The sequence below is a fragment of the Bacteroidota bacterium genome (genome assembly GCA_016721765.1).
GTDB lineage: Bacteria > Bacteroidota > Bacteroidia > UBA4408 > UBA4408 > UBA4408.
In genome coordinates, this window is the sequence record JADKHO010000001.1 from 794,881 (window position 1) to 811,133 (window position 16,253).

At 33.1% G+C, this 16,253-nt stretch carries 10 protein-coding genes; 5 read left to right on the forward strand and 5 right to left on the reverse strand.

Translation table 11 applies throughout. The annotated features are described in order from the left end of the window. Positions 1–2: 2 nt before the first annotated feature. The 4 genes from IPP32_02915 to IPP32_02930 are packed head-to-tail and all read left to right on the forward strand — an operon-like array spanning position 3 to position 6,322. Positions 3–1,322, forward strand: a complete 1,320-nt coding sequence (locus IPP32_02915) for a restriction endonuclease subunit S (protein MBL0047033.1) — start codon at positions 3–5, stop codon at positions 1,320–1,322. Further along, the gene (locus tag IPP32_02920) at positions 1,319–2,602 is read left to right on the forward strand and encodes an AAA family ATPase (protein MBL0047034.1); all 1,284 of its coding nucleotides are present in this window, start codon (positions 1,319–1,321) and stop codon (positions 2,600–2,602) included. The genes IPP32_02915 and IPP32_02920 overlap by 4 nt, the downstream gene beginning before the upstream one ends. Then, a complete protein-coding gene (locus IPP32_02925) occupies positions 2,586–3,305 on the forward strand; it encodes a hypothetical protein (GenBank protein MBL0047035.1) in 720 nt (239 codons plus the stop codon). Before IPP32_02920 ends, IPP32_02925 begins: the two co-directional genes overlap by 17 nt. After that, a complete protein-coding gene (locus tag IPP32_02930) occupies positions 3,302–6,322 on the forward strand; it encodes a type I restriction endonuclease subunit R (protein ID MBL0047036.1) in 3,021 nt (1,006 codons plus the stop codon). Before IPP32_02925 ends, IPP32_02930 begins: the two co-directional genes overlap by 4 nt. Positions 6,323–6,537: 215 nt before the next feature. Here the strand turns inward: IPP32_02930 and IPP32_02935 are convergent, their stop codons facing one another. After that, a complete protein-coding gene (locus tag IPP32_02935) occupies positions 6,538–8,160 on the reverse strand; it encodes a T9SS type A sorting domain-containing protein (GenBank protein ID MBL0047037.1) in 1,623 nt (540 codons plus the stop codon). A 602-nt stretch (positions 8,161–8,762) separates the two neighbouring features. Here IPP32_02935 and IPP32_02940 point away from each other — a divergent pair. Further along, a complete protein-coding gene (locus tag IPP32_02940; GenBank protein MBL0047038.1) occupies positions 8,763–9,152 on the forward strand; it encodes a hypothetical protein in 390 nt (129 codons plus the stop codon). Between the two features lie 209 nt (positions 9,153–9,361). On the opposite strand, the gene IPP32_02945 is transcribed toward IPP32_02940, so the two are convergent. From IPP32_02945 to IPP32_02960, 4 genes are all read right to left on the reverse strand, one after another. Next, positions 9,362–9,577, reverse strand: a complete 216-nt coding sequence (locus tag IPP32_02945) for a hypothetical protein (GenBank protein ID MBL0047039.1) — start codon at positions 9,575–9,577, stop codon at positions 9,362–9,364. A gap of 91 nt (positions 9,578–9,668) precedes the next feature. Further along, complete coding sequence (locus IPP32_02950) at positions 9,669–10,343, reverse strand: hypothetical protein (protein MBL0047040.1); 675 nt, start codon at positions 10,341–10,343, stop codon at positions 9,669–9,671. A 203-nt stretch (positions 10,344–10,546) separates the two neighbouring features. Then, positions 10,547–15,565, reverse strand: coding sequence for a T9SS type A sorting domain-containing protein (locus IPP32_02955; GenBank protein ID MBL0047041.1), 5,019 nt, complete (start codon positions 15,563–15,565; stop codon positions 10,547–10,549). A gap of 12 nt (positions 15,566–15,577) precedes the next feature. Continuing rightward, a complete protein-coding gene (locus tag IPP32_02960; protein ID MBL0047042.1) occupies positions 15,578–16,249 on the reverse strand; it encodes a hypothetical protein in 672 nt (223 codons plus the stop codon). Between the last annotated feature and the right edge of the window lie 4 nt (positions 16,250–16,253).

The following is a 16,253-nucleotide window of genomic DNA, read 5'->3' on the forward strand; positions in this document are numbered from 1 at the left end:
GTATGAGCAATTATTTAGATTGGCAAAGTAAAATTTCTTCAGACCGTGAAATCGTTCCATTATTCTATGTTGCTGATTATCGGATTTCTCCAGTGGATAAAATACCGCAAGACAATGAGGATTCAGTAAAGCTTTGCAATTATACAGACGTTTATAAAAATACTTATATTACTTCTGACATTGAATTTATGGAAGGCTCTGCTTCTGATAATGAAATAGAAAGATTTTTGATTAAGGATGGCGATGTTTTAATTACAAAAGATTCTGAAAGCTGGAATGATATTGGAATTCCAGCAATTGTTAAAGGCGATTTTGAAAATATCACGATATGCGGCTATCACTTGGCTCTTATGCGACCAAAAGAAAATTTAGTAATTCCGAAATATCTTTTTTATTGCTTTGAATCAAAACAGCATAGACTACAATTAGAAATTGAAGCTACAGGTGTAACTAGATTTGGTATTCCCAAAAATGCTATTGCAAAATATAAAATTCCCTTACCAGCGCTTTCGCAACAAAACAAAATTGTTGATTATCTTGACAAAGAAGTATCTAAAATAGATTGCTTAATTGATAAAAAAATAAAGCTGCTTGCCATTCTCGAGGAGAAAAAAAAAGCTGTTATCAACCATGCAGTTACTAAAGGATTAGATCCCAATATCCCCTTAAAAAAATCTGGAATTGAATGGTTGGGGCCAATTCCCAAAAATTGGGAATTACAGAGATTGAAATTTTTAACGAAAAAAGTTGGAAGCGGTGTTACTCCGTCTGGGGGTTCTGTAGTTTACACAGATGAAGGTGTATTATTTTTAAGAAGCCAGAATATATATAATGATGGGTTAAGGTTTGATGATCAGACCTACATACCTGAAGAAATTCATGACGATATGAAATCCTCTCAGTTAAAAAAGGATGATCTACTTTTGAATATTACCGGCGGCTCTATTGGGAGATGCTACTATTATGATTTAGATATAGAAGCCAATGTCAATCAGCACGTTTGTATTTTACGTGTAAATGAGAAAGTACTTTATAAGTATCTGTATTTTTCTATTATTTCATTTATTGGTCAATTTCAAATTGATTTATTACAGTATGGCGGTGGAAGAGAAGCGGTTTCCTTTGAAAACATTAAAAATTTCTGGATTCCTTTTCCAACTATAGATGACCAAAAAAATATTGTAGTATTTCTAGAAAAAGAATGCTCTATATTTGATTCAATCATTTATAAAATTAAGGTAGCTAAAAATTTATTAGCTGAAAAGCGCTCAGCCATTATATCAGCTGCTATCAATGGGGAATTAAATTCAATCTTATCATGAAGATTAATACTTTAGAACTGACCAACGTCCGTGGGTTTACCCATGCAAAGTTGGAGTTTCAGCCTGGCTTTAACCTCATTGTGGGAATCAACGGTGTTGGTAAAACAACTATTTTAGAAGCTTTAAGAGTATCAATGACACATATTCTTAAAAAAATAAAGTCACCCATAATCTCAAGTGAGTCTTTTAAGAAATCAGACATCAACATCAATACAGATCAGTTACATGTAAATACGTCCTTTACGATTGATAAAAGTGTATATGATTTTATTTATTCCAAGTCTACAAAGGATTACACAACGATAAGTACAGAACAAAAGAAACGAACGAAGGAAAGTACAGCAAATGTCAGAGAAGAAGGTATTACATTAGAAGATATTATTGATTTTAAACCCGAAATAAAAAGAACACACAATACCCCGGAGCTAGGATTGTTTTTTTCTACAAGAAGATCATTAATAGTCAATCAAGCCTCAAAAGCTGTAAAGTCGAAGCTTCCTTATGCTGCTGCGTTTGTAGATGCCTTGTCTGAAAACAGAGCTTTCAATATAAAGATGTTTGCAGAGTGGTTTAAAGTACGTAAGGAATTAGCTAAAGTTACTCCAGAACAAATTAAAGTTACAAAACTGATAGAAGAGACTATTTATACATTTTTACCTGGTTTTTCCGACCTTGGTTTAATAGAAGATGAGATTTCTAAAGAATTGACCTTTTGTATTACCAAATCCAATAAGGTTCTAAATTTCAATCAGCTTTCCGATGGTGAAAGAGGAATATTAGCTCTGGTTTTTGACATAGCAAGAAGGTTGATCATTGCTAATATGCATACTGAAAACCCATTAGAAGCAGAGGCGGTCATATTTATTGATGAATTGGATTTACATCTCCATCCGAAATGGCAACGTACAATTGTGAGCGACCTGGAACGGACTTTTCCTAACTGTCAGTTCATTGCAACAACGCATTCGCCTCAGATTATTTCTTCGGTTCTTCCGGGAAATATTCAAATTGTTAAAAACTTCGAAATCGTTCAAACCGTGAAAAGTTTCGGGCTGGATATTAATTGGATTTTAAAATTTATCATGGAGGACGGTGATCGGTTAAAGGAATCTGAAGAAGCGATTTCAGAAGTTAAAAACCTTGTGGATGAAGTTGAATTTGAAAAAGCCAGATTATTAATTGATAGATACAAGCGAGAAAATCTTGACCTTGATGAATGGGTAATGTTTGAAGCCCGAATGTCTAACCTCGAAATGTTTGACGATGAAGAGGATAATTAAAGGGCATGAACCGGCAAGCTTTATTCAATTCAAACAAGTAAATGAAAAGGCTGGCATACAGATTCGTTACGATACACACTTAGGAAGTGAACAAAAAAAGCCTATTAAGAAAGCCTTATTAAAAGAACAGGGCTACATCTGTGCGTATACGTTGAAAAGAATCTCATTAGATACTTGTCATATTGAACATATAAAACCTGAAGAGTTGTGCAGGCAGCATAGGGAAGCAGGAGTTGAAACTGTTTCCGACTTAGATTATAATAACATGGTAGCTTGTTTTCCTAACAAGGCGCTCAAAGGAATTCCAAAAGAAAAGTATTTCGGTGCAATCAAGAAAGACGACAACTGGGGAAACAATGGATTAGATTATGTTTTACCATTGCAGTTGAATTGTGAAAGTAATTTTAGCTATGATAAAAATGGTGGTGTTTTGGGAACTACTGATCGGGGAAAAAATACTGTTTCGTTATTAGCCTTAGATCATGTTGTGCTAATAGAAGAAAGAAAGACAGCAATTGAAAATTTTATTGGCAAGTCTAATCCCATTAAGAAAGCAAAAACCACTCAAGCTATTTTAGACATAGATAAATTGTTGGGAGATAAGTACGCAGAATTTTGTATTCCTATCAAACATGCGTTAAAGGAACATCTGATTTATCTTGAAAAGATCGAGAAGAAACTTAAATACGCCAATAAGAAATGAGCAATTCTCAAACTAAAGAAATCGCATTTGAAAAAAGCATAGAACAAGTATTGCTGTCCAATGGTTATGTGTCTTTTCCTAGTACTACCTTTGATAAAGAAAAAGCAATTTTCCCCGAAACGTTTGTTGCATTTATTCAAGCTACCCAAGTCAAAGAATGGAATAAATTACATTCTATTCTTGGAGACAATACAGCCAATCAAATCATCTATGACCTCACCAAATGGATAGAACTTCACGGTATACTCTCCACGCTTCGTCATGGTTTTAAATGTTACGGTAAACAATTGCAATTAGCATATTTTAAACCTTCCCATTCAATGAATGCTGAGGTATTGGAACGTTATGATAAAAACGTCTTTGCCATTACCCGACAATTGTACTACAGCACACGCAGTAAAAATTCTATAGATATGGTATTAAGTGTGAATGGTATACCCTTAATTACTTTAGAGCTTAAAAATCCTTTATCGCATCAGAATATCAATCATGCTAAACATCAATATAGAAATGATCGTGATCCCCGAGAGTTAATTTTTGAGTTTAAAAAAAGAACTCTGGTACATTTTGCAGTAGATACTGATGTGGTAGAAATGTCTACACGATTAGCCAAAGAAGCTACTTATTTTCTTCCATTCAATAAAGGTAATCGAGGCGGAGCAGGTAATCCGGTTGATGAAGAAGGCTTAAGCTACAAAACGGGTTACCTGTGGAAAGAAGTATTACAAAAAGATAGCTTGATGGATATTCTGGGTAAATTCATTCATCTGCAAACAGATGTAAAATTTACTGAAGATGGAAGGAAGATCAAAAAGGAAACGATGATATTTCCAAGGTATCATCAATTACAGGCTGTAAGGAAAATGATACACACTTCATTAAAGGATGAAGTAGGTACTAATTATTTAATTGAACATTCTGCGGGCAGTGGAAAAAGTAATACTATCGCATGGGTGGCCCACCGTTTATCTTCATTGCACAAAGCAGACAATACCAAATTATTTGATTCGGTAATTGTAATAACAGACCGTGTAGTTTTGGACAGACAATTACAGGATACCATCTATCAATTTGAGCATAAAAAAGGGGTTGTGCTGAAAATCGATAAAGATTCTAAGCAATTAGCAGAAGCTTTGGAGAACTCTGTACCTATTGTTATTACAACTTTACAAAAATTCCCATTCGTAACCGAACAACTCCGAAAATTGGCTGAGGAACGAGGTGAGGATTCTAAAGGGTTATTAAAAACTAAAAATTACTCAATCCTGGTTGATGAAGCCCACAGCTCACAATCAGGTGAAACCGCTGCCGATTTAAAAGTGGTTTTAGGAGGCGAGCATCTAGCCAAAGAGGCTAAGGATAGAGCGAATGAAGAGGGTGACGAAACATTGGAGCTTTTGTATAGAAATATGGCAAAAAGAGGAAAGCAAAAAAACATTAGCTTCTTTGCTTTTACAGCCACACCCAAGCATAAAACAATTAAATTGTTTTCTGAAAATGACGAACCGTTGCATAAGTATACTATGCGACAAGCTATTGAGGAAGGATTTATCCTGGATGTATTGCAAAATTATACTTCGTACGCTACATTTTATAAGCTTGTAAAGGCTTCTGAAGATGATCCTAAAGTAGAACGCAAAAAAGCAGCTAAAGCTTTAGGTCGTTTTATGCGACTACATCCACACAATATTGCGCAGAAAACAGAAATCATGGTTGAACATTTCTACCAGTCTACTCGCCATAAGATAGGAGGAAAAGCTAAGGCAATGGTTGTGACCGGGTCAAGGTTAGAGGCGGTTCGTTACAAGCAATGCTTTGACGAAGTCATTAAAGAAAAGGGGTATAAAATAAAATCTTTAGTGGCTTTTTCGGGAGAAGTAAGTGACGACAAGGTGCCTGATAAAATGTATACAGAAGTTGGAATGAATAATGGGATTAAAGAAAAAGATCTTCCGGAAAAATTTGCAACAGCGGAATATCATATTCTTTTAGTGGCGGAAAAATACCAGACTGGTTTTGATCAACCTTTATTGCATACAATGTATGTAGATAAGAGATTGTCGGGCATTCAGGCGGTTCAAACTTTATCTCGCTTAAATCGTATACATCCATTGAAGGAGGATACCTTCGTACTAGACTTTGTGAATGATCGAGATGAAATACAAGCTGCTTTTAAGGCTTATTATGATGGTGCAGTACTTGGGCAAGAGGCTGACCCGAACAACTTGTATAGAATTCAACAAGAGTTGCTTCTTGTAGATATATTTACCACAGAGGACATTGATGCCTTTAATGCTATTTATTTTAAATCCAGAGAAAAACAAAGCAGTAAGGATCATGAAGATATGAATTATATTCTTGATGTTCCAGTTGAAAAATTCAGGTTATTCCTAAAAGCGAATGAAGAAGAGGCTGAATTATGGCGGAGTAAGATCACAGCTTTCAAAAATCTGTATGCTTTCTTAAGCCAGATTATTCCCTATCAAGATACTGAATTGGAAAAGTTATTTGTTTTTCTGAGGCATTTATCAAGTAAACTACCCAAGCGCAATACAGGTCCAAACTATAATTTTGATGATTCAGTAAGATTGGAGTATTATCGCCTCCAAAAAATAAGCGAGGGTTCGATAAGTCTTAATATTCCGAAAGAATATAAATTAGATGGCCCTACAGATTTAGCAACCGGAATGGTTAGAGAAGACGAGGTTCCATTTTCGAGAATTGTTGATATAGTTAACAATCGGTTTGGAACGGAATTCAATCAGGCCGATCAATATTTTTTTGATCAAATTATAGAAACAGCCATCGCCGATCAAGATATTATTCAGGCTGCTCAAGCAAACTCACTGGATAAATTTATTTTGATTTTTAAAAGTATTCTACAACAACTTTTCGTAGAGCGAATAGACCAAAACGAAGATATATTTGCTCGTTTTATGGACGAGAAAGGTTTCAACAAAACTCTTACGGAATTATTGGCAAAAGAGGCTTTTAATAAAATTAAAAGGAGTATGTGAAATTGACATATAATCTACTCCCGCAGACTTAAATACACAAGCTGGGACAATCCAAAACTAGAAAACAGACCACTTGACTAATTACTACAAGAAATATTCTCCTTCGAAGAATCAAAAAAATCAAATGAATAAGTTTTTAATAATTCAAACTCTATCTAGGTGAAAACTGACACTACTTTACCGATTTTTATAGACTGAGATTAGAAAAAAAAGAACTATTGCTTCAAAAATTTTCCAACAAAAATCCCCTTCTCATTTTCTATTTTAAAAAAGTAAACGGCAGGAGTTAAATCCATGACATTCATTTTATTTTCGTTTAACTCCTTCTTTAAAACTGTTTCACCAAAGATATTCTCAATTGATATATAAGTTCTACTCTTAAAATCTATATTTTCAAAGTTGAGAAAATCAGTTGATGGATTTGGAAATACACTCACACTTAAATTTCCTTTTGTTTTCTTTATACCAACTGCAGTATTTATTGCCCATAGCTCATAACCATGCGGAGCGTCAGCAGCAACAAAATAAGTTATGTCATTTAAAGTCATAAAATTATATGGATAAGAACCGCTACTCCCTGGAACAATATCTAAAAGAACTGTCCCACTTGTAGTTCCATCACTTTTCCATAATTCTTGACCATTAAGTCCATCATTTGCGGTAAACAAAAGATATCCACTACCAGTTGTTAGACCCAAAATTGTTGAACCAAGACTTCCAATATTGATATCTTTAACTAATGTAGTTCCAGTAACTGTCCCATTGCTTTTCCAAAGTTCATTACCACTTAATCCATCATTTGCACAAAAAAATAAATTGCCATTAAGACTTGCTATATATTCACTATATTTTGTTATTGAGCTACAACTACCTAAACAAATATCGTTTAGAATACTTGTTCCAGAAACTGTTCCATCGGATTTATATATTTCATACCCATTCATTCCATCGTCCACTGCATAAATCAATGTGCCATTATAGTTAAATAAGGCAGCAGGCGAGTAACCCCCAACCGAACCACTAGTCAACATACTTGTCCCTAAACTTGTACCGTCAGTTTTCCATATTTCAAATTGCGCTATGAAATATAGTATTCCATTTATACTTACTGTCGGATAATCTATGTTACTATTAAAGTAAATGTTGGAACTAGAAGAGCCAGGAACAATATCTTTTATAATTATCGTTCCAATTTCTGTTCCATCACTTTTCCAAAGCTCTGTCCCATGTATACTATCATCTGCTGTAAAAATAAATTCGTTGTTTATAATTGCAAAATGTAATGAAAGCGGTCCGGGATTTGAATTACCAACACCAGTGTAAATGTCCTTTAATAATACTGTTCCTGAAGCAGTACCATCACTTTTCCATAGCTCAACACCATTTATACCATCATCAGCACTAAAGTACAAGTTGCCATTAAAATTTGTTAGGCAACTAGGGTTGGAGTTTCCTCCTAAATTAATATCCTTTACCATATACGTTCCAGATTGTGTCCCGTCACTTCTCCATAATTCCATTCCATTTAGTCCATCATTAGCACTGAAAAATAAAATCCCATTAAGGTCTTCACCTCGAAAAGAGTTCGTTAATCCAGTTCCAGGTGCAATTATTTTCACTAGATTAGTTCCAGCAGTTGTACCATCACTTTTCCACAATTGCCTGCCACTTGCACCATTATCCGCAGAAAAAAATAATGTACCATTCACATTTGTAAAATCCCTAGGGCTAGAGTCAAGTCCTCCAGTTTTTATATCTTTAACTAAATATGGTGTTTGCGCAAAATTTTTCACAAAAGTCAATAATAAAATTACAGTTAATAAGTAGATTTTTTTCATTGGCAATTACAATTTAATTTGAGATTAATTTCTCTTTCGAAGGTAGTTAATTTTGTAATATATAAAATATTAGGAATGAAAATTAAAGGATTAGCATGATGGCAATGTGTGAACCCACAGCAAATAAATGCTTTCAAGCGCAGCGGATAAGTAAACAGAAAAATTAAAATCACAAAAAAAATTCCTTTAGCATATACAAATTAACTCCTTCCGAAATTCAAATTATTGAAAGTTTAAACTAAAACGGATAATTAATATTACATTTCTGAATGTTAATGGTTTTATCATACTAACAAGGAGAGATGTTAAAGGGTGATTGAATACTATCAAGGAATATGCACTAAGATTAAAGATATATTAACCTAAAGCAATACATTTGTCTTATTAAATACTAAAAATGTAAAAAAAACAATCATAAGGATTTGCGTTTAGCTGATTCTCGCTACTGAAAACTGGTAATTTTTATAGCAAACGAGGATAAAGTGAAGCGCTCACGCGATGCGTGGGTGTTTGCCTTTTCTCGTTTGCGGGTATACCAGTACCTCAGGAGCGGTTGGGTAAATTACCCACGCAGATTTTTTTGATACTAATCAAAAAGATACATGACTTCTAAGAATGAATTAAATAATTGGTGGCAAAACCTTCCAATTGAAACTCAATTTAAATATGGAGAAAAACTTGAAGAACACTTGGCTGAATGCGCAAAAATATACATTCAGGAAAGAGACCCTATAAATACATACTACAAAATTCAACAAGACCATATTGTTTTAAAGGACGCACTTTGGGGAATTCCCGTTGATTTCGGGTTGGATTCTCATCAAAGCGCATCCAACTACGAAAACTTTATTGAAGAACAAAGCACTATACTTCTTAATCTTGCACTTTTAACTCAAGAATACTTCCTTGAAGTTCAAAGTTTATATAGTGGAAAAATTCCAATCGCTTTAGAAATACTTGAGGAAATATTCTCAGAAGAAGATAAAAAATAACAGCTACTATTATCCAATAGCTGATAGGGAATCTGATACTGAATTGCTCTAGGTCTCCTTCTCCTAATGAGCCTTAAATGCTCCTTTTTGAGCTGTCAAGAAACTTCCTGAAAATTGTATTGAATAAGAAAATTCTCAATACTCTGCTTTTATTTATATGGGATTGTGATGAGCAAATTCACAGAAAAAAGGGGGTATCTTCGGTAGTTTTAAAGCTTGACCATTTTATTTTTAAGTGCAAATTTATATATGCCGATTGCACTTTTTGATTTGGTTTTGACCATGATATTCTCACGGCAATATTCAACAGTTCTAATACTTAATTCCAGCATTGTAGCTATTTCCCTATTTGTATACTCCTTACTAATTAACTTAATTATCTTAATTTCCTTTTCTGAAAGATTTATTTTTATTAGTGAAGTCATATTTTATTGAGAGAAAAAGCTCTTTTGAACTATGTTATTTGCCATATGTTGAAATTCCGCTAATCAGACCCCACCTTACCCAACTAAATAACTATCTAAGGTATGCCGAACTAAAAGCTTCCTTCAATAAATCGAATAACTTTTTACCCATTGTAGCATCTAAGGATAGAGTTGTAATAATCCCAATGATTGATGAAACAAAAACACTATTCCAATCAAATTTATTTAATTTATCCAGCGATGAAATTAAATAATCAAGTCTAGAATTAACGATACTTTGCTCAAAGGTTCCAATATTTAACTCTAATTTTATTACTGGTCCAAGTTTTTCTAAAATCACTCTTATAGCGGTCTTTTCTTCAGTAGTAAAAAATCCAACATTAAAGTCATGATTAACAACAGTATACAGTTCCACTCTATTATTGATTTGCCAATAATCTGGTTCATCTTTCTCTGCCAAATAAGGTTCAACAACATGTTGTAGAAACCAATCAAAATCCTCAAGTACTTTAGAAAAACGGAAATACCCCTTTGTTGGTATAACTCCCGATTCTTCAAATAATAAATTAAACTTAGTATATCTATAGGTGAAGAAATTATAATCATCTGGTGAGCTCTGTATACTAAACTTTAAAGGAGAATTTCTTAGAAATATTGTAAATGTATCGATTCCTTTTATCTTGGTTTCTTCAACTTCAAATCGTTCTACGCCAAGAGTATCCTCTTCTAAAAGTTTGTATATGGTGTTCTTATATTTTTTAATCATTAGAAACAAATTTACTACACTATACTTCCTAATCTTGCACTTTTAACTCAAGAATACTTCATTGAAGTTCAAAGTTTATATAGTGGAAAAATCCCAATCGCTATAGAAATACTACAGGAAATATTCTCAGAAAAAAATAAAAAATAACAGCTACTATTATCTAATTTCGAATCTATTTTATAGCTTAATAATTTAAGCTGTAATTAATTAATTACAACTCTTTTCTTAAGAAAGTGTTTACCATCCGAAACAATTAGCTGATATACACCCTTTGTATATTCCCTGACATCCATTACATATTTGTAATTGATTTTTCTTTCTAAAACTAATTTCCCTGAGACATCATATAATTTCATTGAAAAAATCTCAGATGGGTTATTTGTAGTTACTACTAAATTTAATTTATCACTGGTTGGTGTTGGAAAAACATTTAAAGCCAAGTCAGTATTTAATTTAGAAGAAGTATTCGTCTCTCTTGCATTCTTGATTCTGTAGTTTTGTGCACAATTTGTATCACACTGCGAGTAATATATTGTTTTGTATTGTTGTATTGAATCATTGTATGAACGAACAAACACTTTCATATGGAATAATGAATCAATTTCAAATCCAATCGGTTCATCATTTCCAATCAACATGTCATTATAAACAGCCTTCCAATAACTATTCCCTGCAGTATCATATTTTATAGTCATAACATCAAAGTCAACCCCATTCCAACTTTTCCCAGTAACATAAATAAAATTATTATCGTCAATTAGGATTGCTTTAACTGAATCAGTTCCATTATTTCTACCATTAAAATCTTGTTCCCAAACAACTGAATTTATAAGGTCACCTTTCATTAAATGATAGTTATAAGAAACAGTGTCCAATACTGTTGATATTGAGTATTTATTTCCGGCATTATCGGTAACAAATTGTAGATTTGATGGCACCAAGGGTTCTTGCGATAAATATATAATTGTATCAATATTTGCTTGTGTATTTCCAATTGTTCTAAACTCTCTGTTACCAGTTGGTTGGATACCTGCGTAGTTATCAAATTCAAAAATACCGATATTGCCCGTTTTAAATAATTGCTCGGTTTCTATTTGAGTTATCCAGTTTTGTAAGAATTTTATCTGCTCTTCTTTTAATCTCAAACATGGTGCTATATTATTAAGCACATTTAAGGCTGCTTCATTATTACCAAGCAATCGATATGTTGTTGCCAAGTCAATAGAATAGTAAAATTCATTCATATCATCATCCTTTTCCCTACTATTTATAATCAATTTACTTTCTGCTTCAAGGATTTTTGTACAATACTCATTCTTTACATCCAATGTGCCAATTCTATCGTCTTTAATCATTAATCCGAATAATTCTTTCATCTTTAAATATGCAAATTCCGAATCCCAGTTTATTCTACTTTCTTCATATGTTGTTGAGGTATTAAAAATATCACTGAACATTTTGAAAGATGTAAAAATATTGTCACTATTTGATTCATCAATTGAAGTACTTAGCGCGGTTCTCAATGCATCATTCATTGGTGTATTCCAAAAATAATCGCTTTTTATTGGTGGACATTTAGGACAATAGTTTATGGGTAACCCACGTTCATTATATCCGATTTGTACAGAGCCTGGTTCATCAGCACAAGCAATATAATTCGGTGAGTCATCAATAATATTAATACGGCCTGTAGTAGGATTTCCAAGTAAGGAAATTAAAGTTAAATTGCTGGGCAAATTAGGTTTTGTTGAAGGGATTGGTTCATTCACCCATTTATTATTGTGTGCAGGAATAAATTTTTGTCCAGTTTGTGCATCAATACTAAATTTATCTACCACACCACTCATAACAGAACCCTGAGCTGAAACAGGATTATCTACAGTAAAGTCATTGAATCCATTTTCAAGAATTAATTGATTCGCAGAAACACAACTAATTCCACCTCCATCAGTTCTAAAGCTATTGTTTCCACCAAATCGATAACTTGAAGGACTGTTTATTATTGGGCTTACATTTAATGTAACGTTATTATACAAAAATAATGAGTTATTATTTGCTGTAATATTACTGCATTTCAGGTTAAGCAAACTTGTACCTTGGTATCTAATTCCTGTAGAATAATATCCGTTATTACTTTTCATAATATTGCAATTATTCAAATATGTAGTGGCGGTTCCTGCCGAGGAAATATTAATTGCATCATCATAAGTTCCACCAGCTTCTTTTATTGCAATATTTGTAAAATAACTTGGTGTACTTGCGCTAACACCTATTATTGGATAATGACAATCAATGAAGTCAATATTCTCCAACATTACACCTTTATCTTCATATTTGAAAGCATTCAAACACTGCTCAAAGCTACAATTATACATGCGCAACGTATTTGCGGTGCCCCAGAATAATGAAGCCCTTAATCCATTTTTTAATGCCTTAAAAGTTACATTTTCAATATGATGATTCGGTGCAGCACAAACCCAAAAACCATCACCCCCTCCACTTTGCCCTGCAATACTTGTTGCTTCGAGATTATCTAAACGATAGCTAGATGCCATCAACCAACTTGCATCTCTTCCAAATTCGAATAATCCATCTTTGATATTTTGCATTTTTAAATTATCATCGGCTTTCACATAGGTCTGCATTGCAACTTCTGCAATTTTATCTATTTTGCCGTTTCCTTGCAAAGTAATAGAGTTGCTTGCATCTCCATGTATGTTAATATCACCATTATTTATCCAGTTAAGTTTAAAACCTAAATAACCATCTCCACTAAAATGCAAATCTGCTTTTGGTTGAAGATTTATTATACCTCCAAATTGTAAGGTCGACTCCTCTCCTGTTAATAGAATGTGAGCGTTTTCAAAATAATTAAATGTATAATTATTCAAATAGACTTTACAATGTTCTATTTCAAGATATGCATCAGAATTGAGGTCAAATGTTCCTGCATTCAATTTAAAAACTCCTCCATTCGAGGCACTTCCTTTTCTTACTGAAACAGAAGTAAAACTTGGAATATCTATATTGCAATAACCTTGAACATCAAATAATGAATGCTCGCCTTGAAGTTTAATAGTAACATATGGTTCGATAATTAAATTCGCACCTGCCTCAATAATTATTTTTGAATAATCATTAATTATTACACTAGCCCCGGATGACAATTTTAATGTTGATCCACTCTTAACCCTTAGTAATCCTCGTTCTGATATCGATGTGTTTGAAGAATTACCTATTTCCAAACCATTTAACTCAATAGCTAATGTACTGTTATTGCATACATTCAAATCTGTTTGAACTGTTAGCTTTCCTATATTATCAACTAGTAAATTATGTGTTAGGTATTCTTCAATAGGTATATTTACATCCAGATATTCCGGAAATTTTCTTTTTAGGTTAACATGAGTAGAATGAATATTTTCATTAGTTGAATTTTGAGGATTGTCTATAAAATAGTTTGATGTGCATGAGCATGAACTATTAGTATATGCAGGGGTTGTGGGTAGTGATTTAAATGCTAATTGATATAAATTATACATCCACATATAATCATTACCATTATACTCTCCTCTCGTAAAACCACTTGGGCCAAAAGGATGAGACCATCTAGAATTTTCATCCCATTCACCTGTTATTAATGTGGGATCAATAGTACTAGCTGGACTATAATTGTGAGGGCCATCGCAAGGTGCACTATTGAGAATATTTAAATAAAAGGCTTGAGAGCGCAAAGGGGGTACATTATGAAGAACCGCATACGATAAATCAAAAATCCACATATCCCAATCATTAGACATTCTATCAATATTATAATGACTCCAACTATCTCCAGCTACAGCCAAAGACAATGCTAAATTTACATTGTAATCTGCATCCAAAAGACCACTCTGGAATTTATATGTAAATGCATCAAAACAGATTGTATATGGTATAGTTGGAAGCAAAGGAACAGCGGCAAAAGGTGGAAGAATAACGCACATTTTAGGAATATTTACCGGCACTATTCCACCAGGAAGTAAAGTTAAGTTTTGAAAATTTTGCCAGAAAGCAGTATTTACAATAGATAGAGGAACAGTAATGTCATGGGGAATCACACATGGTTTACCATCTCCTATATTATCATCAGCTTTGTGAATTATTCCAATTGTACCAGCATAATTATGAACATTTCCTGTAATAACATCGGCAGCTTTTGCAATTCCGTATGAAAATGGACGGGCTTCACTCCCTGATGGTTCCTTTTTACCCAAAACAGGATTAACTAAAACCCAATTTTCGATTACATCACAATTACTTGTTACTGTAAGTGTATTTGCAGGTAATCCTTGAAAAACAGTAAGCGAACCTGCTGTACCGATAGCAGGAGAAGTAACGCTTGGTATTGAAGGCGTAATATTAGTTTTTAAAACTCGATATTCTAGGCTATTCCACTGATAAATTGTAGTTAAGTACTGCATAAAGTGCTCTGTAATTTCCTTTATTTTGTCATCAATAAAAAATCCGGTATCAGTTGGTTTGGGCTTTACATAAACATGACCAACAAATTTTTTAATATGAACAAAACCTAACATTAATGCGATCATTTGATCTTGACTACAAGCATTCCCTTCTCTGGCTTGACCTCCATTTTCCGTAACGTTTTTTTGAGAATAATATGAAGAATACATTGCATCGAACCTGTCCCTTGGGTCGTTAGTCACTGGATATTCATCTGTCCAATTTTGAATCAACGTTTCATCAAAATCGTCCCTTAATAAAAAACCGTTAGCATCATCCAAAAGAGAAGGATTAAAATAAGCTTCTGCAGTCTTATCCAATCTATCCACAGCATTTATCGCGTAATATAATTCATTTAATGTTCCAGAACAATCTTTATTTTCATCATTCAATAGCTTGTATTCTGTTGCTAATACAGCAAGATAATCGCCTTGTTGAGCCATTGCATCCCCCATTCTTCTAAACCCATAATTAGGTGAATGCAAGGTCCAAGCAGGGGACCCACATTCTTGACCCAAACTTGTTGGATCTGCATCAATATTTGAAATATTAATTCCCATTCCTTTCAGAGGGCCAATGGAAACAAATTGGCTTTTAAACTTATTTCTATAATTCCAATACTTCATTAAGTTCTCATTTTCTGTCTGAGCTTGAGTATTCAAGAAATTAAATAAGCAAAGAATAAAATAGACCGACGAAATTACTTTAGTTTGAATTTTCATATTTTGGGTAGTTTATTGTTTAACATTATATCTAATTAAATTCCAAATCTTATTACTATCTAATATTTCCTTTCGAATAATTCCAATATTTTTTGCAATCCAAAAATTCGTTGGACTTTCGTTTTTTTCTGAAGCATTATGGTTGTCGAAAAATTTTGCAGTATTTTTATAAACTATTCCTTCGATTCTTATAGTATCATAAGAACCTTTATAATACACTTCTCCGGGTGAAGTCCAAGGGTTAATAAAGCTGCCTTCCTCAAAAATATTATACATTAAAAAAGTGGTACCATTATATCCATTTGGAGTCTGTTTTCTCCTTTCACGCCACGTTCCAACTTCCCCATTGCTCCCATAATAGCCGTAATCAATTTTATAGAAATATTGATCGCCATCAAAATAGCTATATAATGAATTAGAGTAGAATTGATAATCTCCCTCCTTAATTATTCCCCAACCCGGATTATGGTATATATAATTCGTATCATTAAAAACATATACACAGTCAAGTGAAGAACCAGCGCTATCTTTATAAATCCAATATGATCCCTTTTTAAAATATGAAAAAGACTGTAAGTCTTGGAAATTCCTACAAGGTATTACTTCATCATCTTCCTTTTTCTTTTTACAAGCAACTATAAGAAATAGGGAAAGAAATATTATATAAATAAAGTAATTCTTCATATTT

Bases quoted from the DNA above. Each gene is read 5' to 3' on its own strand.
- IPP32_02940 (MBL0047038.1), top strand. From the start codon at position 8,763: ATGACTTCTAAGAATGAATTAAATAATTGGTGGCAAAACCTTCCAATT.
- IPP32_02960 (MBL0047042.1), bottom strand. From the start codon at position 16,249: ATGAAGAATTACTTTATTTATATAATATTTCTTTCCCTATTTCTTATA.
- IPP32_02955 (MBL0047041.1), bottom strand. From the start codon at position 15,565: ATGAAAATTCAAACTAAAGTAATTTCGTCGGTCTATTTTATTCTTTGC.
- IPP32_02950 (MBL0047040.1), bottom strand. From the start codon at position 10,343: ATGATTAAAAAATATAAGAACACCATATACAAACTTTTAGAAGAGGAT.
- IPP32_02945 (MBL0047039.1), bottom strand. From the start codon at position 9,577: ATGACTTCACTAATAAAAATAAATCTTTCAGAAAAGGAAATTAAGATA.
- IPP32_02925 (MBL0047035.1), top strand. From the start codon at position 2,586: ATGAAGAGGATAATTAAAGGGCATGAACCGGCAAGCTTTATTCAATTC.
- IPP32_02930 (MBL0047036.1), top strand. From the start codon at position 3,302: ATGAGCAATTCTCAAACTAAAGAAATCGCATTTGAAAAAAGCATAGAA.
- IPP32_02920 (MBL0047034.1), top strand. From the start codon at position 1,319: ATGAAGATTAATACTTTAGAACTGACCAACGTCCGTGGGTTTACCCAT.
- IPP32_02935 (MBL0047037.1), bottom strand. From the start codon at position 8,160: ATGAAAAAAATCTACTTATTAACTGTAATTTTATTATTGACTTTTGTG.
- IPP32_02915 (MBL0047033.1), top strand. From the start codon at position 3: ATGAGCAATTATTTAGATTGGCAAAGTAAAATTTCTTCAGACCGTGAA.